This is a genomic window from Pseudonocardia sp. 2-7 (genome assembly GCF_056341085.1).
This window is the reverse complement of record NZ_CP094508.1, coordinates 85,202-107,958: the sequence shown is the minus strand read 5'-3', so window position 1 is coordinate 107,958 and position 22,757 is coordinate 85,202. Positions and strand designations below refer to the sequence as shown.

The 22,757-nt window shown below is 68.8% G+C and carries 20 protein-coding genes, 1 pseudogene and 2 other annotated features; of the genes and pseudogenes, 6 read left to right on the top strand and 15 right to left on the bottom strand.

From position 1 onward, the window contains the following. Positions 1–84: 84 nt before the first annotated feature. Positions 85–795, top strand: coding sequence for a cytochrome c biogenesis CcdA family protein (locus MTO91_RS27330; protein WP_100877238.1), 711 nt, complete (start codon positions 85–87; stop codon positions 793–795). Between the two features lie 20 nt (positions 796–815). On the opposite strand, the gene MTO91_RS27325 is transcribed toward MTO91_RS27330, so the two are convergent. After that, entirely contained in the window at positions 816–1,595 is a 780-nt protein-coding gene (locus MTO91_RS27325) for a M23 family metallopeptidase (protein ID WP_100877237.1), read from the bottom strand. A gap of 615 nt (positions 1,596–2,210) precedes the next feature. Here MTO91_RS27325 and MTO91_RS27320 point away from each other — a divergent pair. Continuing rightward, complete coding sequence (locus MTO91_RS27320) at positions 2,211–2,780, top strand: L,D-transpeptidase (protein WP_100877375.1); 570 nt, start codon at positions 2,211–2,213, stop codon at positions 2,778–2,780. Between the two features lie 50 nt (positions 2,781–2,830). On the opposite strand, the gene MTO91_RS27315 is transcribed toward MTO91_RS27320, so the two are convergent. Together MTO91_RS27315 and MTO91_RS27310 are read right to left on the bottom strand one after the other, a co-directional pair. Next, positions 2,831–4,243, bottom strand: a complete 1,413-nt coding sequence (locus MTO91_RS27315; RefSeq protein WP_281010849.1) for an MFS transporter — start codon at positions 4,241–4,243, stop codon at positions 2,831–2,833. Beyond that, positions 4,243–5,292 (bottom strand): PLP-dependent cysteine synthase family protein, encoded by a 1,050-nt coding sequence (locus tag MTO91_RS27310; RefSeq protein WP_226369776.1) that lies wholly within the window; start codon positions 5,290–5,292, stop codon positions 4,243–4,245. The genes MTO91_RS27315 and MTO91_RS27310 overlap by 1 nt, the downstream gene beginning before the upstream one ends. A 1,072-nt stretch (positions 5,293–6,364) precedes the next feature. Between MTO91_RS27310 and MTO91_RS27305 the strand changes: the two are divergent. Both MTO91_RS27305 and MTO91_RS27300 read left to right on the top strand, forming a co-directional pair. Next, a pseudogene (locus tag MTO91_RS27305) lies at positions 6,365–6,822 on the top strand (transposase); the annotation flags it as partial. Next, positions 6,664–6,798 (top strand) — a sequence feature (AL1L pseudoknot). It overlaps the preceding pseudogene by 135 nt. Before the next feature lie 82 nt (positions 6,823–6,904). Beyond that, a protein-coding gene (locus MTO91_RS27300) for an IS3 family transposase (protein WP_281010932.1) occupies positions 6,905–8,172 on the top strand; the annotation gives its coding sequence in 2 pieces (ribosomal slippage) (positions 6,905–7,172 and positions 7,172–8,172; 1,269 coding nt in all). Beyond that, positions 7,159–7,290: a sequence feature (AL1L pseudoknot), on the top strand. It overlaps the preceding gene by 132 nt. Before the next feature lie 129 nt (positions 8,173–8,301). Here MTO91_RS27300 and MTO91_RS27295 read toward each other — a convergent pair. The 6 genes from MTO91_RS27295 to MTO91_RS27270 form a co-directional block, all read right to left on the bottom strand. Then, entirely contained in the window at positions 8,302–8,976 is a 675-nt protein-coding gene (locus MTO91_RS27295; RefSeq protein ID WP_281010808.1) for a hypothetical protein, read from the bottom strand. A gap of 154 nt (positions 8,977–9,130) precedes the next feature. Next, positions 9,131–10,450, bottom strand: a complete 1,320-nt coding sequence (locus MTO91_RS27290) for a lipopolysaccharide biosynthesis protein (RefSeq protein ID WP_281010809.1) — start codon at positions 10,448–10,450, stop codon at positions 9,131–9,133. Positions 10,451–10,689: 239 nt separating this feature from the next. Continuing rightward, on the bottom strand, positions 10,690–11,394 hold the full coding sequence (locus MTO91_RS27285) for a DUF4352 domain-containing protein (RefSeq protein ID WP_281010810.1): 705 nt from the start codon (positions 11,392–11,394) through the stop codon (positions 10,690–10,692). A gap of 330 nt (positions 11,395–11,724) precedes the next feature. After that, entirely contained in the window at positions 11,725–12,168 is a 444-nt protein-coding gene (locus MTO91_RS27280) for a hypothetical protein (protein WP_281010811.1), read from the bottom strand. A 150-nt stretch (positions 12,169–12,318) separates the two neighbouring features. Next, complete coding sequence (locus MTO91_RS27275) at positions 12,319–12,834, bottom strand: hypothetical protein (protein ID WP_281010812.1); 516 nt, start codon at positions 12,832–12,834, stop codon at positions 12,319–12,321. A 36-nt stretch (positions 12,835–12,870) separates the two neighbouring features. Beyond that, positions 12,871–13,266, bottom strand: a complete 396-nt coding sequence (locus tag MTO91_RS27270; RefSeq protein ID WP_281010813.1) for a 2-phosphosulfolactate phosphatase — start codon at positions 13,264–13,266, stop codon at positions 12,871–12,873. Between the two features lie 63 nt (positions 13,267–13,329). Here MTO91_RS27270 and MTO91_RS27265 point away from each other — a divergent pair. Continuing rightward, a protein-coding gene (locus tag MTO91_RS27265; protein WP_476655060.1) for an IS5 family transposase occupies positions 13,330–14,227 on the top strand; the annotation gives its coding sequence in 2 pieces (ribosomal slippage) (positions 13,330–13,725 and positions 13,727–14,227; 897 coding nt in all). A gap of 682 nt (positions 14,228–14,909) precedes the next feature. Here the strand turns inward: MTO91_RS27265 and MTO91_RS27260 are convergent. The 3 genes from MTO91_RS27260 to MTO91_RS27250 are packed head-to-tail and all read right to left on the bottom strand — an operon-like array spanning position 14,910 to position 16,415. Then, positions 14,910–15,584, bottom strand: coding sequence for a TlpA family protein disulfide reductase (locus MTO91_RS27260; RefSeq protein WP_179763268.1), 675 nt, complete (start codon positions 15,582–15,584; stop codon positions 14,910–14,912). A gap of 1 nt (position 15,585) precedes the next feature. Continuing rightward, positions 15,586–16,044, bottom strand: a complete 459-nt coding sequence (locus tag MTO91_RS27255; protein ID WP_253066769.1) for a TlpA family protein disulfide reductase — start codon at positions 16,042–16,044, stop codon at positions 15,586–15,588. Further along, complete coding sequence (locus MTO91_RS27250) at positions 16,041–16,415, bottom strand: hypothetical protein (RefSeq protein WP_476655058.1); 375 nt, start codon at positions 16,413–16,415, stop codon at positions 16,041–16,043. The genes MTO91_RS27255 and MTO91_RS27250 overlap by 4 nt, the downstream gene beginning before the upstream one ends. 369 nt (positions 16,416–16,784) lie before the next feature. On the opposite strand from MTO91_RS27250, the gene MTO91_RS27245 reads away from it, so the two are divergent. Further along, on the top strand, positions 16,785–19,088 hold the full coding sequence (locus MTO91_RS27245) for a penicillin-binding protein (protein WP_179763292.1): 2,304 nt from the start codon (positions 16,785–16,787) through the stop codon (positions 19,086–19,088). On the opposite strand, the gene MTO91_RS27240 is transcribed toward MTO91_RS27245, so the two are convergent. The 3 genes from MTO91_RS27240 to murJ are packed head-to-tail and all read right to left on the bottom strand — an operon-like array spanning position 19,089 to position 22,716. Next, positions 19,089–20,441 (bottom strand): sensor histidine kinase, encoded by a 1,353-nt coding sequence (locus MTO91_RS27240; RefSeq protein WP_476655056.1) that lies wholly within the window; start codon positions 20,439–20,441, stop codon positions 19,089–19,091. Then, complete coding sequence (locus MTO91_RS27235) at positions 20,405–21,151, bottom strand: response regulator transcription factor (protein WP_179763265.1); 747 nt, start codon at positions 21,149–21,151, stop codon at positions 20,405–20,407. Before MTO91_RS27235 ends, MTO91_RS27240 begins: the two co-directional genes overlap by 37 nt. Next, the gene (murJ, locus tag MTO91_RS27230; protein WP_179763264.1) at positions 21,136–22,716 is read right to left on the bottom strand and encodes a murein biosynthesis integral membrane protein MurJ; all 1,581 of its coding nucleotides are present in this window, start codon (positions 22,714–22,716) and stop codon (positions 21,136–21,138) included. The genes MTO91_RS27235 and murJ overlap by 16 nt, the downstream gene beginning before the upstream one ends. Between the last annotated feature and the right edge of the window lie 41 nt (positions 22,717–22,757).

The window sequence follows — 22,757 nt, the reverse complement described above, 5'->3', positions numbered from 1 at the left end:
GACTCCCAAACTTCTACTGTCTGTAGAAGATGACATACTTCGCGTAACGGGTCCACAACGGCCCTGGTCGATCTCGGAGGTGTCGTGGAACTCCTGGCCATGACGGCGCTCGCGCTCGTCGCCGGGGCCGTGTCGTTCAGCTCCCCGTGCGTCCTGCCGCTGCTGCCCGGCTACGTCTCCTTCGTCAGCCGCTCCGGCAGTCAGGACAGGGGACGATCGCACTGGGGACCTGCGCTGTTCGTGGCCGGGTTCGGCGCGGTCTTCGTCGCCATGGGTCTCACGGCCTCGGCGGTCGGGCTCCTGCTGCGGCAGAACCTCGACATCCTCACCCGGGGCGCCGGAGTGGTCGTCGTCGTCCTCGGGCTCGGAATGACCGGGGTCCTCCGAATTCCGCTGATCGCCCGCGAGTTCCGGCCCGGCCTGCGCCGGGCGACCTCTGGCGCGATCGGTTCGTTCGGTCTGGGTGCGGCGTTCGCGCTCGGCTGGACCCCGTGCGTCGGTCCGGTGCTCGCGACGATCCTCACCGTTGCCGCGACCTCGGGCCGGCTCATGACCGGTGTCGTGCTTCTCGCCGCGTACGCGCTCGGACTCGGGCTTCCCTTCCTGCTGCTGGCACGGGCTCTCCTGCGCGGCCGCGACCGATTCGCCTGGCTGCGCCGCAACGCCCACCGTCTGGAGGTCGCCGGCGGCGTGATGCTGGTGGTCACCGGCGTGCTGATGCTCAGCGGGGTGTGGTCGGCCGTGATGGCCGATGCTGTCTCCAGCTATGCGCGGTGGGGCTGGCCTCCGATCTGAGGCATTCCCGGCTTGCGTCGTCATCCGGTCAGCTCCAGACCGCGAGCTCTCAGCCATCCGACAGGGTCGACCTTCTCGCCCGACACCGAGCCCTGCCGGATTTCCAGGTGCAGGTGCGGCCCCGTCGACTGACCGCGATTGCCCACCTCGGCGATCCGGTCCCCGGCCGCCACGCGCTCCCCTGCCGCGACGAACGCCTGGTTGATGTGGCCATACACCGATCGGCTGCCGTCGGGGTGGCGGACGACCACCCACAGTCCGAATCCGTTCGCCGGACCGGACTTCTCCACGACACCGTCGGCGACGGCGAAGATCGGGGTCCCGATGCGGTTGGCGATGTCCAGGCCGTAGTGGGTGGAGCCCCAGCGCGGACCGGCCGTCGAGGTGATCCGGCCCCGGACGGGTTGCACGGTGACCTCACCGCTGGCCGCGGTCACGGCGGCCGGGGCGCCCTCGGCCCGGGCGGCCGAGAGCTGGTCGGCTCGACGGGCGGACTCCTCTCCGATCCGGGTGCCCTTCGCCAGGGCGGCGAGGTCGTCCGGGTCGGCGGCGTCCGGGAGCTCGGACGCCGCGACAGGCGCGACGACCGCGGGACGGTCGGGAGCTGGGATCGAGGCCGGTTCGAGCGACAGCGCCGCGACCGGACGGACCTCGTCGTCGACCAGTTGGAGATCGAGTTCGTCGTAGGTGGCCTGAGCACCGGTGACTAGGGCTCCGGCTGCGAGTGCGGCGACGGCCCCGGCACCGGCGGGCGGCGGAGCAGGGAGGCAGGAGGACAGGGACGTACTGGACGTCGACATACGGGTATCCCAAATCTGACAAGGGGCTGCGGGCGTGGGAGCGCGCAACGGTGTCTAGATCCGGAAGACCTGGAGATCAGCTGTCGAGACGCGTGCGGGAGCCGGCGGGGTGTCGTCCGGCACCGCCGGGCGGACCACTGCTGCGGGAACGGTTCGGACGCAGAGAACAGTGAGGTCGACGGTCGACGCACTCGTCCCGTCGTCGGCGAGGCGGACCGGGCTCGCGGCGGCGTGCTCGATGTCCTGCAGCGGAGCACCGTGGCATCCGTGCGAGCGTTCCTGACCGACAGGGGCCGGGGGCTCCCCCGCCGTCGCGCCTCCCGCACATAGGACACCGACCGTGAGCACGGTGAGTACGGCGACCGCGATGGCGCTTGTCCATCGAGCAATCCGCCGCACGTGCACTCCCTCCGTCATCGACGAGGCTAGCGGTGCAGGGTCGGCCACTCTCCACCACCCAGCCACGGGCCTCCGAGACTCCCCGGGGTCACCCACCGGCAGATCCGACTCCGAAGCGTGACAACCTCGGTCACTCTTGAACGTCTCTCGTTACGGATGATGCCGAGTCTCGTTACCCCGAGCGCGGTGACGGCGACCCACGAACAGGAGCACCAGATGGGGAATCCGACGACCCGACGACCACGCCGCAAGCGGATCGTCGTCGCCGCGATCGTCGCCGCAACCGGGATCGGCCTCGGTGGAACCGCGCTCGCCGACGTCGAGCAGGGCGACATCGCAACCCAGGCCCACGCGGAGGCCGTCGCCCCGGGCACCCCTTGCTCGGTCTCGGCACGGGCGTGTGTCGATCTCGACACGCAACGCGCCTGGCTCCTGCGCGACGGCAAGGTGACCCGTGGTCCGGTTCCGATCGCGTCCGGCGGAGCCGGCCAGGAGACACCTCTGGGACACTCGTTTCGGGTCTACCGCAAGAATAAGGACCACGTCAGCGGTGAGTTCACCGGCCCTGACGGCAACCCTGCGCCGATGCCGTGGTCGGTCTTCTTCGCCGACGGCGGCGTCGCCTTCCACGGCGGTGACCGGGCGAGTGCGTCGGCGGGATGCGTCAAGCTCGACACCGGGCAGGCCGAGGCGTTCTTCAACGATCTCGTCGAGGGCGACAAGGTTCAGGTCGTACGCGCTTCGGACGAGCAGACAGCGCGCGGAGGCGGTGCAGCAGCGAGCTGAGGACCGCGTCCGCTGGTGTGGCGCTGCAGCGGGCGCCACACCAGCGGAGGTCAGCGGGTTCGGCTTCTCGATGCCGATGCCGATGCCGATGCCGATGCCATGGGCAACGGTTGCGTCGGAGCGGTGTCGGCTGCGGCGAACCGATTGATCGCCTCAAAGCTCACCGTGGGCGCGTCTGTCTCCGTCGGGCGTGGCGTCTTCTCTGGTGTCACGGTCAGAAGACCGCGCCGGTGAAGAGCCATAAGTGCTACCGCACAGACGACTCCGGTCGCGACGAGCACCGCCCACGGGACTGCAGCTGCTCCAGCCGAACGGGCCAAGTCCATAGCCCACCCGGTCCCGGCATTGCCCAGCAGGATCCCGATCCCGCACACGGTGTTGTAGAACCCGTAGTGAGTGGCAACGAGACGGTTGCCCGACAGCCCGACGATCGTATCCATCTCAAAGGGCAGAACGATGGCTGTGCCGACCGCGAGCATCGCAGCTGTGGATAGCAGCGCGATGATCCCCACGACGACTGTCGTACCGTCGTCAAGTGCTGGTAGGCAGTCGGCGACGAGCATCGGCACGAACGCTGCTCCGAGCACGAACAGGCCTCTGCTCAGCGACGCGGCTGCCCCCCAGCGGTCCCGGCACCACGCGGTGACCCGCATCTGTGCCGCGATCGTGACCCCGCCTGATACGACGTAGACGGCAGTTACCAGCATCGTCGCGGAGTCACCGCCGCCAAGCAACGACCGCGTATAGAGCGGGAGAGCGAGGTAGATCTGGTACGACAGCACGTAGGTACCGATCATCGCGACGGCGAACGGCACGAAACCCCTGGTGGTAGCCACGTCACGCCACTGGGCCAGTACCGAACGCCCATCCTCACGGGAGTTCCCGCCGCTACCCTGACGACCAGGCAATGCCCGAATCTGCAGCACTGTCAGCACGGCGAAGACAGCTGCGGCGACCAGGCAGGTCGCTGTGAAGTTGATCCCGGTCAACAGCATTCCAGCCACCGGCCCGATAAGGATCCCCGCCTGGTAAAAGACGCTGAATAAGGCGAACGCCTCGACCCGTCGCTCTCCGGCGTCGTGGGCGATGTAGGCGCGGACTGCCGGGTTGAACAGAGCACCGGCGAACCCGGTCATCGCCGAGGCGATCACCAACGCGGGCACGGCGTCGACGAGCCCGATCAGTACGAATCCGACGGTCCTCAAGGCGCACCCGGCGACGATCATCGGCTTGTATCCGAACCGGTCGGCCAGGCTACCTCCTACCAGGAACATCCCTTGTTGAGAGAAGTTCCGGACTCCGAGGACGACGCCGACCATCAGTACTGACAGCCCGAGCCCGGCCGACAGGTGGTCGGCCAGGTACGGGATGAGCATGTAGAAGCCGAGGTTGATGGTGAGTTGGTTGAGAAGTAGCAGCCGCGTCGGACGCTCGAACGAACGGTATCGGGCCCATACCCGCATCAGCTCGCCTCAGGTGCGATGACGTCGACACAACGCGTCCAGCGCCGGACCTCCGAGCGGTCAGTGCGGTCGATCTGGTCCGGATCGCCTAGTGGCGGCGGTCCGACCTCGATGTTGTGGTTCCGACAGAAGTCGTCGTTGTACACCGTGTCGAAGTACCGCTGCGGGCCGTCGGGGAAGACCGCAGTGATCCGCGTACCAGGTGGGCGGGTACGGGCCAACCAGCCAGCGACGACGCCGACGGCACCGACACTCCAGCCGCCACTGGCGTAGCTCGCGCTCGCCATCGCTCTGCACGCAGATACCGCTTCGTCCGGTGCTACCCAGTGCACTTCGGAGAAGGTGCTGTGATCGACGTTGCGCGGGTGGATACTCGAGCCGAGCCCACGCATCAGACGAGGCCGAGCCGGCTGTCCGAAGATGGTCGACCCGATCGTGTCGACGCCGACTACCTCTAGGTCGGGCTGGTGACGTCGCAGCGCGCGCGAGATCCCGGCCGAGTGGCCGCCGGTGCCTACGGAACAGACCAATACGTCGATGCGGCCGAGCTGATGCCACAGCTCAGCGGCGAGTGGCGCGTAGGCGGCGACATTGTCCGGGTTGTTGTACTGATCAGGGCACCACGAGCCGGGGTGCTCGGCGAGCACCTGGGCGACCCGGTCCCGGCGGGCCTGCTGCCACCCACCAATCAACGCGGGGGCGTCGACAGTCTCGATTTCTGCGCCGTAGGCGCGCAGCAACCGATACATCAAAGGTTCCATACCGGGATCTGAGACCAGGGTGACTGGGTGCCCGAAGGCGATCCCAGCCAGCGCGAGACCGAGCCCGAGGGTTCCGCTGGTCGATTCGACGATGCGTCCGCCCGGGAGCAGGTCGCCGCGTTCGCGGGCGCGGCGAACCATATGTACCGCTGGACGGTCTTTGATCCCACCGGGGTTGGCTCCTTCGAGCTTGGCCCAGAAACCCCGCCCGCCCTCGGCGAATGGTGAGTCGATCCAGACGACAGGAGTGTTCCCGACGACGTGGATGAGCCGGGTCTCCTCAGACATGGGCAGGCCAGCATAGGCAAGCGTGGACATACGAATTCAGACCTCGTTCAGGCAGCGCGGCACTATGCCGTGCGGGAACGTACAGACGGGCGTGAACGACAACGGGAGCTGTGTCCCGCCAGCATCTACGTGCGACATATCTGTGCGAGAGCGAGATGCGATCGACCACTGCGGGGGCGTGCTGGTCGAGTATCGACTGGCACAACTTTCGGTACCTGCCGCACAGCGGCGGCTTCGAAAGTAAATAGAATAGTTGGAAGGCCATCGCCCAAGTCGCCCCAGCGGTCCGGGCGCGTCGCGGTGCTCGCGGCGTCGTGGTCGCCGGCTTCGTGGCACGACGGTCCGTGACTGTGGGGCGGAGCCACCACCGCAACCGAGGAGGCCACAGGCCCGCCATCGACATGCGAAGCACCAGCGGCGGCAAGGACGACGATGACCAAACCCAGTAACAGACCGGAGCACACAGCAATACGGCGGGGCCACACCAGGCCGGGATGCTCTAGACGGTCGCTCACAGCGATCGAACGGTATCAGCCTGTTACACATCGAGAACGAGCGCCTGCGATGGTCCACGGACTCGACGGGCGGCGGCCAGAACGGCCGCTGACGGCGCCGATCGCGGGCGCTACACGATCGAGGCCCACAGCCGTGTTGCAGTGCCCGGTTGAGTCGCTCCGGGTCGGATTGAGACCCCGCGACGGGATTCCGACCAGCTGTTGGTTGTCCTGGTGGGCAATGTGGAACGCCTGTTCGCACTCGTGCGGTCGCGGTGAAGCGCCTCGGGCGCGGTGGAGGCTGTGGGGTGCACCGGGTCCCGCGGAGTTGCGTGGCTGGAGTCTCTAAGCCACGACGATCTTGGTCTGAGCCTCGAACTCTTCCGGCGAGCGCCAGCCCAGAGCGCTGTGTCGGCGGCGCCGGTTGTGCAGATCTCGAGGTACTCGAAGATCTGTCGGCCAGTTTGATGCGGGTTTTCCACCGCGGCTCATGCAGACCGCCGATCCCCGTGCTCCATAAGTAGTGAGCCGCCCTGGGTGCTGTAGAGACTCTTGACCTTGGAAACGAGGATGGAGTCATGCCGTCAGAACGCACTGCGGGCAAGCCCACGACGCGGCGGTACTCGCAGGAGGAGAAGGCCGCGGCGGTGCGGATGGTCCGCACCCTGCGCACCGAGCTGGGCCACGATCACGGTGTGGTGAAGCGGGTGGCCGATCAGCTCGGCTACGGCGCAGAGTCGGTGCGGTTGTGGGTGCGCCAAGCCGACGTCGACGACGGCCACCAGCCCGGTGTCACCACCGACGAGGCAGCCCGGGTACGCGAGCTCGAGCAAGAGGTCCGCGAACTGCGCCGGGCCAATGAGGTGCTCAAGCGGGCTGCGAGTTTCTTCGGGGCGGAGCTCGACCGCCAGTACCGCAGGTAGTGGCATTCGTCGACGCCCACCGCGACGACGTCGTGGAGGGGCGCCGGCTCGGGGTCGAGCTCATCTGCCGTGTGCTGCAGGTGGCCCCGAGCAGCTACTACGCCGCCAAGACCTGAAGCGCCCCGGATGTGGTGGAGGCTCTGATCCCACGGGAAGGTGGAGATCGTGCCGGCACCGAGGAAGTTCAGCGACGAGATGCGCGAGCGCGCCCAGCGCATGGTCCGTGAAGCACGCCGGCAAGAGCCGGGGCTCTCGGTCAACGCGGCGTGCAAGCGGATCGGCCCGCAGTTGGGGATCCTCCCCGACACGTTGCGCGGCTGGTGCAAACAGGCCGACATCGACGACGGTCTGGCCGCGGGTGTGACCACTGCAGAGTCCGAGGAGCTCAAGCGGCTGCGGCGGGAGAACGCCGAGCTGCGGCGGGCGAACGAGATCCTCAAGACCGCGTCGGCGTTTTTCGCGGCGGCGGAGCTCGACCGCCATATCCGCTGATCGTGGCCTACATCGATCAGCACAAGCGCCGCTTCGGGGTCGAGCCGATCTGTGCTGCCCTGCGCGCGCAGGGCATCGCGGTCGCCCCGAGCGGCTACTACGCGCACAAGAAGCGGGGTCCGTCGCGGCGGGCGCTGCACGACGCGGCGCTGGCCGAGACGATCGAGGCCACCTTCTTCGACCGGGACAAGGGCCGCGGGCTCTACGGGGCCCGCAAGATGTGGCACCAGTTGCGCCGCGACGGCGTCACCGGCCAAGGCGGCGAGCCGGTCGCGCGCTGCACCGTGGAACGACTGATGCGCGAGCTCGGGCTGCGCGGCGTGCGCCGCGGTCAGCCCACGATCACCACCCGGCCCGACCAGCACGCCGGGCGGGCCCCGGACCTGGTCGACAGGGACTTCACCGCGGCGCGGCCCAACCAGCTCTGGGTCGTGGACCTGACCTACGTGCCGACATGGTCGGGGACGGTGTTCACCGCGTTCGTCTCCGACGTGTACTCCCGGCGGATCGTCGGGTGGCGCTGCGCCGCGCGGATGCCCACCGAGCTCCCGCTCGACGCCCTGGAGATGGCGCTGTGGACCCGTGAGCATGCAGGTCAGACCGCTGATGGTCGACTTGAGGGGTTGATCCACCACTCCGACGCCGGAAGTCAGTACACCGCGATCCGCTACGGCGACCGGCTCGCCGAGGCCGGCGCGGTGGCCTCGATCGGCTCGATCGGTGACTCGTATGACAACGCGATGGCCGAGTCGCTGATCGGGCTCTACAAGTCCGAGTGCGTGCGCCGCGACGGGCCGCTGCGCACCGTCGAGGACCTCGAGCTTGTCACCGCCTCCTGGGTGCACTGGTTCAACACCAACCGGCTGCACTCCATGATCGGCAACATCCCGCCGGTCGAGTACGAACAGAACTACTACGCTCACGACACCGCCCGAGAAGATCCAATCTCGGGAGAACCCAGCCTCCACTGAAGCCGGGGCGCTTCACGGCGACCATGCGCACCGCCCGCTCACGCAACTCCGGCGGATACGGCGGCTGGGAACGACGTGTCATGACTCCATCTCCTCAGAAGATCAAGTCTCCCGACACGCCGGGGCGGTTCAGTCAGGTTGGCAAAGGCTCAATGCCAGGCTCCACGTCAGCACATGTGCATCGCAGGAAAGAACGTTCCACGACTGCCTCAGGCCGGCCTGGCGGAACTCATCGCCAGGAAAGATGACTGGCGCAGCTGACTCGATGAATGTCGCAACTTGCAGGTCTGTGTTCGAGCTTCGGGCCGCCCGCACGGCCTCCTCGCGGGATTTGACCCACTTGATCTGCTCGCGCGATCGCTCCTGATCTTCTGGCGACAGCTGAAGCTGCCTGGCTTGCCGAAGGGTCAGCTCGTGGTATTTTCGCAGTTGAACGTAGGTTTCGGTGATCACGATGAGCCCGCGTTCGCGCCTAGTCGCCGGATCTTCGGGGGCTAGGACCCAGACGGCCTGGGTTGCACCGACGATGGCGGCGCGCGCCGCGCTGTACTGGCTCATAGCGTAAATGTTCTTGCACTTCAAGCCGTCGCAGATTAAGCGTAGATGTTCTCCCGCAGAGATTAAGCTGATGCGCACGGTTTCGCTGATCGGTTGATGCGGGAAAGCCGCATCGTCTACGGCGAGCTCGCTGTCGGGTTGAGGCCGCTCTACCTTCTGGGCCCGCAGCCGCCAACGATCGAGGTCAGTTGAAGCCTCGTCGAAGGTCTCGAGATTCGCTTGGAAAGCCTTGAGTTCGTCCTCCACACGTGCTGTTTTACTGCATCGGCAGGTCGCTTAGGTATCGGGCGTCGAAGCGCACCGCATGCGGCGCGCCACCGCACATGCACCGCCGGTGTCTGAGCTGCTGGCGCATGGTTACTCCGCAGTTCATTGATTACTTACGTGTATCTCTGCGCAGTCACTCCGGCGCCGGGCCTAAGGAACGGTTCGAGGTGCGGCACCGTGCTCGCCTGTCGGTGACGGTCAGGACGGCTGCGAAGGCGGTCTGGACGACGAGGTAGCCAAGGACGAAGGGCAGCATGACCAGCGCGGGGTGTGTCGTTGCCGGGTCCGGCAGCGGCGCGAGTGAGGCGATGGCCACGACCAGCCCGCAGTTGAGCAGCGACAGGCGGGCGTAGCCGGTGCCGTCGCCGTCGGCCTGGCGTCGAGCCAGCTCGAAGACCACGACGAGCCGGAACAGCACACCGACCATGAGCGCGGCGATGATCGGCGCACCGACGGTGTAGCCGGGTCCCAGGACCCGCAGGACCGGCCAGCCCAGGGCCGCTCCCAGGGCGAGGAGCGGGACGAACAGCACCAGCATGCGGCGTCGTGTCCGGCTGGCGAGCTCGACGGCGCGGTGGGGCTCGCGCGCGGTCTGCACGGCGAGGGAGTTGGTGAAGAACACCGCGGCGGTGTCGATGACGACGGTGGCCTGCCAGGCGATGAAGAACACCGCGCCGATCGCGTTGCCCATCCGGAAGTTCGCCAGCAGCGGGATCTGGTTGTAGAGCAGCACCGCCCCGAGCTGGGCCACCGCGGTCGGGGCGAGGAACCCGGCCATGGTGGCCCGGCTGGGCAGGACACCGGGCCCGCCCGCGGCGGCGAATCTGCGGACCAGGAACCACAGCACGATGGTGCCGACCCCGATCCACACCACGACTGGAATTACCCAGGACAGCACCATGCCCTGCGATGCCAGGCCTGCCCCGAGCACGGCGAGCAGGCCGATCCGGGCCACGGCGAAGGTCCCGCTGCGCCAGACCGCCAGCCAGGGCCGGCCCGCGGCGACCATGACGAAGTCGTGCACGACGAACACGCCCCACCCGGCACAGCCCAGCACCAGCAGTAACAGGCCGAACCCGAAGGGGCCCTCGCCGGCGGCGACCAACGCCACCCGCGGGACGAGCAGCCCGTAGACCAGCCCGGCCAGCCCGGACAACGGCATGATCAGCAACAGGCTGCCGAACACCAGCCGCACGGACTTGCGGCCTGCCCCGGGAAGCCACCTCATGATGCCGATACCGAGATTGAGCTGAGCCGCGCCGCCGATCAGCTGCATGGCCGAGACGAACTCCGTCGCCCGACCGACCTCCTCCTGGGGCATCACCCACGCCGCGATCAGAAACCCCAGCAGGCCGGCGACGGAGTTGAAGACCGAGGTGAGCGTCAGGGCCAGCGAGTCTCCCAGCTCACGGCGCCCCCTACTGGTCGAGGAGACGGAGGTGGAAGGAGGCATCGCCGCGACGCTACGGCAGCCCCACGCGAGCCCCTCGGGATCCGCCTGCGCCTGGAGATCTGGTCTCGCGGCGGTGTCGAGACCGTCGTCGACAGCGCAGCTGGCTCGATGGCGGCGGGGCCTGCCGCGGAGATGATGAGGCCCCCGCCGCAGGGGTGCTGTGGCGGGGGCCTCGGTTGCGCGCCGTGTCGTTGTGCGTGACTACCCCGGCTTTCGGCGCGCAGCTCGGGGGATGGAGGTCAGTTCGTCCAGGTGATCGGGTCGGAGAAGCTGAACGAGGGCGCGTACTTGACCGCGTTGACGTCGGTGGTCTGCTGGTCGCCGCAGATCATCCCCGAGGTGGTGCCGCCCGGGGCGAGCTGACCGGAGTTCAGCGCCTTCGCCCCGGCGTTGAACGGGATCGACGCGGACGCCTCGACCCCGGCCGGGGTGGTGAACTTCCAGTCGAACGGGTTGAACGACGCCGGGCTGGACCCGTTGTTCTTGTAGGTGACCGTCGAGCACGCCTGCGTCATGCCGAACTCGGTGACCTGCTCGGGTGCGGACGCCGAGATGGCCAGGTCTCCGGAGGTGGCCTCCTGACCGAACTTCACCGACTGGTCCCCGCTCGCGGCGGCACCGGCGGCCGCAGGGGCGGCGTTCGCGTCTCCTGAGGCGGCGGCCGGGGCCTGCTCGTCGCCGCCACCGCCGGTGGCGATCGCGATGACGACGATCGCGACCAGGATCCCGAGGGTCACCTTGAGCCCGGTGCGCTTCTTCTTCGGCGCGGGCGGCGGGATCTGCGGGGCCTGGTTGTACTGCGGGGGCGGGCCCCACTGCTGAGGCTGTCCCTGCGGGGGCGGGTAGCCCTGCGGCGGGTACTGGCCGCCCTGCTGGGGCGGGTACTGACCGTAGTAGGGCTGCTGCTGAGGGTGGCCCTGGTAGGGGCTCTGCGGCGTAGTCACGTACCGCTTATCGGCCGCGTCACCCCCTCATTAGCGCTCGGACCTGCGGATCATCAAGGTTGTTGAACTACTCTTTACCCAGGCAATCCGCGGGCTCCACCCCACTCGCCGGGAGGGTTGTGGAGACGGACGCCAACCTCCTCGCACAACATCTCGCGTAGCCAGTCGCTGGTCCCAGTCGACCGAGCCGCACTGCGACGGTCGCACGCAATCCGTTGCCTGCCGGGTTCACCGCCCTAGCGAGGCGACGCGGGCGCCAAGGGGTCGTTGGCGGCTGCAGGGGCGGCGAGTCGCCTCCGTCGGATCACGGGAAGACCCGCGACCGTCAACTCACGCTCCTACCGCTGCGCGCAGCGACGACAGGTCGGCGGGTTGGACGTAGAACGCCTCTGCCGCGACCCCGCTGCCGTAGTCGACGTAGAGAGGCCCCGGCGTCACCGCGGGAAAATCTCCCTCGACCACGAGCGCGGCCACAGCACGGTCGATCGGCTTGCGGAACCCGTTGAGTCGGCCATCGGCGGAACGCCCGAGGAAGGCGAACACCTGGTCCCGAGTCACCCGACCGTCATCCTTCTCCGCTGCGGCGCGCAGGACCTGTGCCTGGGCGCAGTCACCGAGTTGGGCCAGCAGTCGCTCGAACTGCTCGGGCCGCAGCGAACTCTCGCCGAGCTCGTCACGTCCCTGCAGCTCGACGGTTAGGGCGTCCCGGAGCTTGTGCAGTTCGGGCGTAGCGAGCCGGCGCAGGTCGAGCATCGCGGTGATGGGCAGGAACATGACAACTCCAAGATTCAGTCGACCAACTGAACAAAGAGTCTCACGAGACAGTTCAAGAGTCAAACTGAACATTGAAGTCGGTCAGTCGGACGGCCCCGCGCAGGATCGGTCCGCGCTGCGCCCGGGTCCTGGGCTTGGTGATCGTCCTGTTCACCAGTAGACGTAGTCGGCGATCCATCGCCGGGTTCGGACGACGGGACCGGAGTCGGGACCGGTCCAGGGTTGAACGGCGAGATCGGTGGCGTCCACGAGGAACTCCCGCTCATCGTGGAGGTATCCCAGGACTCGACTCGGTTCCACGACCGCGACCCACACCCGTCCTAAGCCGACCTCGGCGGGCACCTGCCGATGCTCAGCGAACCATCGGGCGATGGCCGGATTCGTGGTCCACGACATGCCCTGCCGCCGCTGAGGGACCGCCCCCCGGAACAGTCGGTGGCGCCGCCTCGGGCGCCGACCGGGCCGGCCCCCCTCTGGCCCCCAACAGAAGTACCCAGCATGCTCGACCATGGCCTGCCAGGCCACAGGGCCGTGCAGAGGATCGCGATCAGAACGGAACCGCCAGATCGGCGGCAGCTCGACCGCCATCTCCGCCGGGGTGACGTCACCGGCGCAGAAGCGTCGGTAGAGGCTGATGGCGGCCGCGTCCCACTGGCTGACGGTCATGTTCGCCTCCTACCGGCGTCGGCCAGGATCCCCGAACTAGACGTTGGCAACGAACATGTCGCCCCGCAAGATCGGGACGAGTGAGCTGGAGTCCAGTTCACTCGCGGTTTGGACGTCGTCCTCATATCCGCTGTCGATCAGTTCCCGTCCGCTGGCGCATTCACGGAGTAGCTGAGTGATCTGAGCCGAGGCGGTCTCAAACGACGTTGCTGCGACAAAAGCCTCCGGCGAAAGGCCAGTCCAGCCGAAGCTGTGCAATGCAGAGATCAGTGCGCCTGCTCCCCATAGATCTTCCACGGCAGGGCGGAGGCTCCGGTCTGGCCACTTCTCGCCGGCCGGGATGATTGCGACGCGAATGTCTGGGGCGGCGGCGCGGCGGGCCTGGATCCAACTTGCCACGGCGGCGCGGTTGCGCAGGCTGCAACCGAGCACGTCTGCCTGCGACCTAGGGCGTGTCTCCGAAATAGGTGGGTCGGGGTGCGCGATGCTGTAGCGGTGTCGCGCACTGCGGTCCTGACCGACGTTCAGTGGGCCCGGCTGGCCCCGCTCCTGCCCTCGTCGGAGGGTCGTCGCGGGCGCCCGTTTCGAGACAACCGTCGAGTACTCGAGGGCATCATCTACCGATACCGGTGCGGCCTGGCCTGGCGGGATGTCCCGTCCGAGTTCGGGCCGTGGCAGACGTTGTGGAAGCGGCACCGCCGCTACTCCGGCGATGGCACCTGGGACCACGTTCTCGCGGCTCTGCTGACCGACGCCGACACCGCCGGGATCGTGGACTGGGCGGTCAGTGTGGACTCCACGATCCTCCGCGCCCACCAACACGCCGCGACCCTGGCCCGCGACACAGGGGGCAGGATCGAATTACACGAATCTGCTCGCCGAGCCCGGCGATCACGCCTTGGGTCGGTCTCGCGGCGGGCTGTCGACGAAGATCCACCAGCTCGTCGATGGTCACGGCCGGCCGCTGGTGGTCCTGCTCGGACCGGGCCAAGGCGGGGACTCGCCGATGTTCCCGCACCTGATGGCGCATCTGAGCATCGCGCGAGCGGGCCCGGGACGTCCCCGAACACGGCCGGAACGACTGCGCGCTGACAAGGCCTACTCCTCGCGCGCGATCCGCCGCCATCTACGCGAGCGGCGGATCGTCGCCGTCATTCCCGAGCCCGCCGACCAGCAAGGACACCGCAAACGGCGAGGGGCACGCGGCGGCCGCCCGCCCGCGTTCGACCGCGCCGATTACCGCAATCGCAACGTCGTCGAACGCGGGTTCTGCCACGTCAAGCAGTGGCGCGGGCTGGCCACCCGTTACGACAAGCTCGCGCTGACCTTCCGCGGCGGCGCCGTCCTGAAGGCGATCGTCACCTGGCTCCGCGCTTTAGGAGACACGCCCTAGGTTGAATTCGGTCAGGCCCGCCACCAGCAGGAATGCTGAAACGAACGCCGAGACTTCTCCCACGGTGGTCGGCGAGACGAACCGGGCTGCGAGTACCCAGCTCAACATCCCCGCGCCAGCGCTAAGCGCCGCGCTGATCGACAGTGCCAGCCCATCGGACCAGGAACGGTCTGGTCTGGAGGCGCCATCGGCATCCGACACTAGTCGTGGCATCGGTGCACTCCGCCACACCTCGCCGGTCGACGGTGTCGCCGCTCGGCGAACCGATGCTCTCGGCCAACATGTGCGGCTCGGTCCGGCGCCCGGCTATCGGCCACGTACCTTCTGCGGAGGGGATGAGGGAGCCTGCTTGTGGCTCTTCGTCGGAGCTGGACGGAAGTCACGTGTCGGCGTCGCTCACGTGCGAGAAGGCCTGCTGACGCCGGCCGTAGGCATGGGCCCAAAGCCGACCGCGATGATGAGCGCGGATATGACTGCGGCGTGCCGCCGCAGGGCCGTCATCACGCGGCTCGTACCGGGCCGCGTCCGCGGGGTTGGTTGTGTACAAGATCCCTCCGCGTGATGAGAAGCCAATCGGCGATTGTGCGCGGGGTAGAACCGTGGTCCATTCGCCACGGTTGCTGCTGTCCGGTCGATGAATCACTCCGGCGTGTCTGGTGACGATCCGTAACGAAGCGGCCGCTTACGGCTCTGCCAGGTACCGCTGTACTGTCCGGGCCACTTCGCCGGGTTCGGTGAAGACCACCGGCGAGGCCACTCGGCGTACTGATCCGTCGGGTCGCAGGACGTAACTGGTTGGGATGGCATTGGGCACCTGGAGGGCGGCCCACAGCGTGCCGCGCGTGTCGACGACCGAGGGGTAGCGGGCGTCGAGATCGGCGAGCAGGCCCAGGGCCGAGGTGGCGTCGTCGCGTACATCGATGCCTACCACGGGCACCGCGCCGGGTAGCTCGGCGTAGGCGTTGAGCACCGGGATCTCCTCGCGGCAGGGTGTGCACCAGGACGCCCACACGTTGAGGAGCGCCGGTCGCCCTGCCAGCGCAGCGGCCAGGTCGACCGTGCCGGGAGTACCGAGACACGGGACCGTGATGTCGGCCAGCGGCCCCCCGGGCGGCGGCCCGACGTCCCCTGGCGTCGGACATGGTGCCAGGTCCGCCCGGGAGCGTAGTGGAGCCAGCTCGGCGTCGGGCGGCATCGCGATGAACGGCTTTTCGCCCGTCACCCGCCACTGTGACGTCTGCGGGTCGCCGGATGCGGGGTCGCTGTCCTGCGGCCACAACGCCACGATCCCGACGATCGCCAGCACGACGACGACAATCGTCCACAGCAGCTCCGAGCGCACGCCGGTCCGCAGCATCTCAACTCCCGAAACCCAGCGGCGCCCCGGAAGAAGGCTGCACCGGCACCGCTGTCCGCGGCTGTGGGCGCTGGCCGGCGAGCACCGCACGGGCCGGCAGCGGGTAGGTCGTCGGTCCGACAGCTTTCGCGACGATGGTGGCGGCCGGATCGATCACGAAGGTCTCCGGCACGCCGAAGATCCCGCTGTCGCGGGTGGCGCGCGGGCCGGGGTCAGTCACATAGCGGTAGTCGTCCCCGCCGCGCCCCCTCGCATCCAGGAACGCCACCGCCGAGTCCGGGCCGTCCTGGTAGTCGATTCCGACGAGCGTGACCCCGGCGTCGCGGTCCTGTTCGGCCACGCTGACCGACGCGGAGTGCTCCTCTTCCCACCACGAGGCCCAGAAGTTGCAAAGGACGACGCGACTGCGCAGCTCGCTGAGAGAAGGTGTGCCGTCTCTCTCGATGTACAGCAGCGTCACCGTTGGTGCCGGCCGGCCAGCGCGGGCATGGATCCGGTCTCGCGCGGCGCAACGCGTGCGAGCACGTGGAACTTGCTGGACGGGCGTCCCCCCGACCGGCGGACACGCATGATCGGTCGTCCCGCGCGCAGTGCGGCCAGCGCTCGTTCGACCCGGTCGAGTACGGCCGTCCTGGTCCGATCATCGGTGCCGACAGGTTCGATCGTCACCGTTCCGAGGAGGTCGGACGCCGAGCCGTACCACTCGTCCGCCCAGCTCACGATGAGCCGCGGGTTGCGTCCGGTCCGCTCCTCACCGATTGTCCGGTGGTCGAACCCGAGCATCGCCAGGATGGGGTCGTCGATGAGCGTGTCGATGATCTGCTGGTGCACGGTCTGGGGAGAAGTGGTCACTCCGCGTCTCCGGGTAGTTCCTCTGCAGCGGCTGCTCCGCCATCCTCGGTACCGGAGGCTAGGAGGCGTCGTGCAGCGGAAGTGCAACCGAAGTTAAAGCGACGGTAAAAATTATCGGGTGGTCGCGAGAGAGTGCGCCGTACCCGGTTCTTCTCAGTAACATCACAGTTCGATGGGCGATAGTTGTGCCATGAACCCGTCGCCGACTCCCTCCCCAGACCGGGTGACGGCGGGTCCGGCTCCCTTCGAGGTCTAGGATCTGGCGTGCGCATCCTCAGTGGCCCGGTCGGCCGGTCGATCGCATTGCTGGCGGGGCTGAGCGTGTTGCTGGGGGTGGTGGTCGCTGGGATGGCCTTCCCGGTGGTCGGCGGCCTCGGGATCCTGTCGAACGAGGCAGGTGACAGCGTCACGTCCAGCTCGGCCGACCTGGTGAACAACCCGGCGCCGCTGACGACCACGGTCACCGACTCCGACGGGCGCCCGCTGGCCTATCTGTTCGACCAGAACCGCACCGAGGTGGCCAACGACCAGATCTCGCCGACGATGAAGGCGGCGATCCTGGCGATCGAGGACCGCCGGTTCTACGAGCACCAGGGCGTCGACTGGCAGGGCACGCTGCGTGCGGTCGTCGCGAACTCGACGTCCGGGGATGTCGTGCAGGGCGCGTCGACGCTGACCCAGCAGTACGTCAAGAACTACATGCTCTACGTCGACGCCCAGACCGAGGCCGAGCGGCTCAAGGCGACCGAGCAGACCCCCGCCCGGAAGCTGAAGGAGGCGCGGATCGCGCTGCAGCTGGAGCGCCAGCTGTCCAAGGACGAGATCCTCAACCGCTACCTCAACATCGTCTTCCTGGGCAACGGCAGCTACGGCATCGCGGCGGGCGCCCGGACCTACTTCAACACCACGCCGGACAAGCTGACAGTGCCGCAGGCCGCGTTGCTGGCCGGCATGGTCCGCTCGACGACCCAGTTCGACCCGGTGCAGAACCCGGAGACCGCGACCGAGCGGCGCAACCTGGTGATCGAGCAGATGCGCCAGCAGGGCATGATCGACGACGCCCAGGCCCGCCAGGCGACGGCCGCGCCGCTCGGCATCGCGGACCCGCTGGTCCGGATCCCGAACGGCTGCATCGGTGCCGGTGACACCGGCTTCTTCTGCAAATACGTCGTCCAGTACCTCACCGAGGCGGGCTTCTCCGAGGAACAGATCAACCGGGGCGGCTACACGATCCGGACGACGCTGGACCGGCGGGCGATGGGCGAGGTCAAACGGGCACTCGACGCGGAGGTCCCGCCGCGGACCCCGAACGTCGCGAACGTGATGTCGCTGGTGCAGCCCGGTCAGGACGCGCACCGGGTGCTGGCGATGGGGTCGAGCCGGACGTTCGGCCTCGACGCCGACGCCGAGGAGACCAGCTTCGGCCTGCCGTATCAGCCGGTGAACCTGGGTGCCGGCTCCACGTACAAGATCTTCACCGCAGCCACCGCGCTGGAGAAGGGGCTCGGCATCAACTACTCGATGCAGGTGCCTCCCTCCGGCTACGCCTCGCCGATCTACGTCGACGGCAGCGGACGCCCGATCCCGGTCGCCAACGCCAGCGAGGGCCTGCCGCCACGCATGAGCATGACCGACGCGCTCGCGCAGTCGCCGAACACCGCGTTCATCAAGCTCGAGGAGTCCACCGGGGTCCCGGACGTCGTCGACATGGCGGTCCGCCTCGGGCTGAAGTCGCTGGCCACGACGCCGTTCGTGGACCCGGGAACGGGTGAGCGCACCGACCGCTCGATCGCCGAGGTGATCAAGCAGCAGCGGCTGGCGTCGTTCACGCTCGGTGTCACCCCGACGTCGGTGCTGGAGCTGGCGAACGTCGGCGCGACGCTGTTCTCGCAGGGCAAGTGGTGCCCGCCCACGCCGATCGACTCGATCACCGACGCGAACGGGAAGGACGTCCCGATCACCGAGGAACCGTGCCAACAGGCGGTCGACCCCGGCCTGGCGAACACCCTGGTGACCGGGATGAGCCAGGACGACATCTCCGGGACCTCGGCGGCCGCGGCCCGGGCGGCCGGCTGGACCCGTCCGATGGCGGGCAAGACCGGCACGACCCAGCAGAACAAGTCGGCGGCGTTCGTCGGGGCGATCCCGGAGATGTCCGGTGCGGTGATCACCTTCGACAACTCGAACTCCCCGCGCCCGCTGTGCGACGGCGGCAACGGTCCCTTCGCCTGCGGCGAGGGCAACATCTTCGGTGGCAAGACGCCCGCCCGGACCTGGTACGGAGCGGTGACGCCGCTGGTCGCGGGCACGCCGCCGACCCCGTTGCCGCCGACCGACCCCCGCTACCTCGACGGTGGTGCGGAGTCCCGGATCCTGGACGTCGTCGGCCGCTCGGCCGCCGACGCCCGCGGCGAGCTCGAGGGAGCCGGCTGGCAGGTGACGACCCGGACGGTGGACAACCGGGCCACCGAGGGAACCGTCATCGGTCAGGAGCCACGGGGTGCGGCGCTGCCGGGCGAGCCGGTGACGCTGCAGGTCAGCAGCGGCACGGTGCCCGCCCCTCCGCCGCCTCCCGGCTCGCCACCCGCGGTCGGACCCCCCGCCGGGCCACCGCCACCGGAGGAAGGCGCGGACGGCGGCGACGGTGGCTGATCAGCCGGTCGTCTTCGCGGTGGAGGCCGGGTCTTCCGAGCCCTCGGCAGAACCGGCCCTGGACCGGCTCGGTAGCAGCAGGGTCACGGGCGCCGAGGTTGTGCCGACGGTGAGCCGCCCGCCCTCGCTCTCGGCGAGGCGGCGTGCCAGTGGCAGACCCATGCCGCGTCCGCCGTCCCGATTCGTGAGGGCGGAGCTCGGGACCCCGGGGCCCTGATCGCCGACGTCGATCGCGATCGCGTTCTCGCCGACCTCACGGGCGGAGATCGACACGTCCCCGGCTCCGTGCAGGAGCGCGTTGTCGAGCAAGACACCGAGGATCTGCCGGACGGCGGCAGACGAGGCGTCCGGCTCGGGAAGGGAGCCCGGGAGCAGGGAGGAGAACGAGCGGCCGTCCCGCGTCAGGCGCGGGCGCCACTCGTCGTCGAACTCGGAGAACAGGCGTGGGAGGTCGGCCGGCGCCGAGGTCGTCTGCCGTTCACGCGCCAGGGCGAGGAGCTCGTCGATCGTCCGCTCGAGCCGGTCGATCGACCCCAGCCCGTACTCGATCTGCGGTCTCGTCATGGGCTCCGCCGCGTCGAGTGCGGACTCCAGTCGCAGCCGCAGACCCGCGAGCGGGGTTCGGAGTTGATGGGAGGCCTCCGCTGAGAACGCGCGTTCGCGGGCGAGGAGGTCGTCGAGCCGGCATGCGGTACGGCTCAGGGCTCCGCTCACCCGGTCGGTCTCCGCGATGCCGCTGCGCTTCGGGCTGATGCCGAAGTCCCCGTCGCCCAGCCGGTCCGCGTCGTCGACCAGTCGGTCGAGAGGTCGGGACAGGCGCAGCGCCAGGCGGCGAGCGAGCAGCCATGTCGACACCAGCACGACCGCGGCCAGAGCCGCCATCCCCAGCCAGATCGGCATCACGGACGCGTAGACCTGTGACGAGGGCGCGGTGGCGCGGACAACACCGACGATGTCGTGTAGGCCGCTGACCGGGACGGCCACGACAAGGTCGTCGGCAGGCGGCAGCCCGGTGCGCCCACCGAGGACGTAGTCCACCGCGGCGTCACCCTCCGAGGGGCCTGCTCCGAGGAGCAGTGCGCCGTCGGCGTCGTAGAGCGCCACGGCAGCGTCACTGGGGCCGTCCGGAAGCGCGCGCGGCACGCGGTCATGGGCCATGTCGCTCTGCACGCTGCGCGCCGCGAACCCGGCCAGCCGCTGCAGGGACGAGTGTTCCTCGGAAACAGCGAACTCGGCCAGGCCGATGGCCAGCGGTATCCCGAACAGCGCGACGGCGAACGTCGCGGTGATAAGGGCCAGTCCCACGACCCGCGACCTCATCGATCCGTCCCTTCGCCGCCGTTCGGTGGCCACTCCAGGCGGTAGCCATGTCCCCGCAGGGTCGTGATGCGGGGTGCCCGGTGCGCGGAGAAGGACGCCAGGAGCCTGCGCAGATTGCCGACGTGGACGTCGAGTGTCTTGGTCGGGCCGGTCCAGTGCTCGTCCCACACGTCCGACAGGAGTTGGTGACGGCTCAGCGCCGTGCCGGGTTCCCTCGCCATGCGAGCGAGCAGGTCGAACTCCTTGTTCCGCAGCTCGACACCTGTGTGCCCGATCGACACGCGCCGACCGCTGAGGTCGATCCGCAGGTCACCGAGTTCGATGACCTGGGTCGTGCCCTTCGGTTCCGACCGGCGAAGGTGCGCGCGGACCCGGGCCAGGAGTTCTGCGAGACGGACGGGTTTGGTCAGGTAGTCGTCGGCGCCGGCTTCCAGGCCGACGATCACGTCCATCTCCGCGGTTCGGGCGGTGAGGATGACGATGATCGCCTCGGGGAGGACCGTCCGCATCCGGCGGCACACCTCGGTCCCGTCGATATCGGGCAGGCTAAGGTCGACCAGAATCAGGTCGAAGGGGACCTCGGCCACCGCGCTCAGCGCCGTCGCGCCGTCGGTGCGCCATACGGTGTCGAAGCCGTGGCTCCGCAGGTTGGTCTGCAGGAGGTCTCCGATCGTATGGTCGTCCTCCACTACGAGTACCCGTACCGACACGGCAGTGGCTCGCACGTTCACGGCGTTGTCCATCGACGGCCCTTCGATAGGTGACCTGCCGCGATGATGAAGACGGTGACGTAGACTCCGATGGCCCCGACGAGGACGAGCGCGGTATGCCACAGGTCGGTGGCCGGGCCGACGCCACTGACCGCGACGACGGCGCCTGCCCCGAGCGCCGCGGTCGCCGCAGCGAGAGCCGGTCGGAGCAGCGCTCCGGCGGCTCCTCGGAGCGGTCGCCGTCCCGTGGTCCGCACGATGAGCCGGGCGGTGCAGACCAGTCCGACCGTGTAGGCGAGTGAGAAGGCCGCGCCCAGCCCCACGACGACGTCCCCGGCGGGCAGCAGAAGCGATGCCAGGACGGCCAGCAGCGACTGGATCAGGGCGATCACGATCTGCACCATCGCCGGGCCCCGGGTGTTCTCCCACGCGTGCAGGGTCCGGACCAGCACGAACTGGAACGAGTAGATCACGACGGCCGGCGCGAACGTCGCCAGCACCAGGCCCATGAACCACGTGTCGGCCCCCGGGTTGCCGGGGAACAGCAGCCGAGTGATCAGCGGCGCGGTGATCAGCAGTGCGAACGCCACGGGCAGGAGCAGCCGACCCGACCGCACCAGGGCCTCCGTTGCCGCACGGGCAACGCTGTCGACGTCGTGCTCGACGGCTGCGCGGGCCATGCGCGGGAAGGCTGCCGTGACGACGGAGACCGCGATGATCGCGTGCGGGACCAACATGATCATGTTGGCGTTGGTGTACTGCGCCAGGCCGGCCGCGTGGTCGGCGGCGCCTGCCGCTGCCGCGCCGGCCGCATTCGCGACGATCGCGGTGATCGAGTACGCGATCTGGTTGGCGGCGACGAAAAGGACGGTCCAGCCGGCGAGCCGCAGGGAACGGCCGATTCCCGCTGCCGCGACGTCTCTGCGGGGCCGGACGCGAACACCTGCCGCGCGCAGCGCCGGCAGCAGGACCAGGACCTGGACCAGCACGCCGGCGGTGGCGCCGCCGGCGATGGCGAGGACCTCGCCGGGCGATACCGTCTCCGCCGCGTTCGCGTCCGGCCCAGTGGCGATCCCACCCAGGAACAGGAACGGGACCGCGGCGGCGATCCCGACGACGTTGTTCGCGACCGGGGCCCACATCATCGGACCGGGCCGGTCCCGGGCCAGGAGCACCTGACTGAGCACCGCGAAGATCCCATAAAGCGGAATCTGCGGCAGGCACCACGCCAGGAACGCGGCGAGGAGAGCGGTGTCCCGCGGCGGCCAGGCGCCGCCCGTGTAGAGACGGGCGATCCACGGGGCCAGCAGCACCCCGATGACCGTCGCAGGAAGCAGGACGAGCAGGGCAACGCTGAGAAGGCGGCCGGCGAACGCGTCACCCTCCTGCCGCCCGTTCGCGGCGGCCCGGATCAGCTGCGGGACGAACACGCTGCTGATCGCACCGCCGGCCAGCAGGGTGTAGACGATCGAGGGGAGCGTGTTGGCCAGGGTCAGCGCGTTGCCCACCACGTGGAGCCCGAAGGCCGCGGCCCAGACGGACGCGCGGACGAAACCCAGGACCCGGGACAGGGCGGTGGCGACGGCGAGCCCCGACACCCGCTCTCCGTGGGTGAGAGTCCCACCTGTCCTCGCGACGG

Bases quoted from the DNA above. Each gene is read 5' to 3' on its own strand.
- MTO91_RS27320 (WP_100877375.1), top strand. From the start codon at position 2,211: ATGGGGAATCCGACGACCCGACGACCACGCCGCAAGCGGATCGTCGTC.
- MTO91_RS27245 (WP_179763292.1), top strand. From the start codon at position 16,785: ATGGCCTTCCCGGTGGTCGGCGGCCTCGGGATCCTGTCGAACGAGGCA.
- MTO91_RS27310 (WP_226369776.1), bottom strand. From the start codon at position 5,292: ATGTCTGAGGAGACCCGGCTCATCCACGTCGTCGGGAACACTCCTGTC.
- MTO91_RS27260 (WP_179763268.1), bottom strand. From the start codon at position 15,584: ATGCTGCGGACCGGCGTGCGCTCGGAGCTGCTGTGGACGATTGTCGTC.
- MTO91_RS27325 (WP_100877237.1), bottom strand. From the start codon at position 1,595: ATGTCGACGTCCAGTACGTCCCTGTCCTCCTGCCTCCCTGCTCCGCCG.
- MTO91_RS27235 (WP_179763265.1), bottom strand. From the start codon at position 21,151: ATGGACAACGCCGTGAACGTGCGAGCCACTGCCGTGTCGGTACGGGTA.
- MTO91_RS27280 (WP_281010811.1), bottom strand. From the start codon at position 12,168: ATGTTCCTGCCCATCACCGCGATGCTCGACCTGCGCCGGCTCGCTACG.
- MTO91_RS27290 (WP_281010809.1), bottom strand. From the start codon at position 10,450: ATGCCTCCTTCCACCTCCGTCTCCTCGACCAGTAGGGGGCGCCGTGAG.
- MTO91_RS27275 (WP_281010812.1), bottom strand. From the start codon at position 12,834: ATGACCGTCAGCCAGTGGGACGCGGCCGCCATCAGCCTCTACCGACGC.
- MTO91_RS27315 (WP_281010849.1), bottom strand. From the start codon at position 4,243: ATGCGGGTATGGGCCCGATACCGTTCGTTCGAGCGTCCGACGCGGCTG.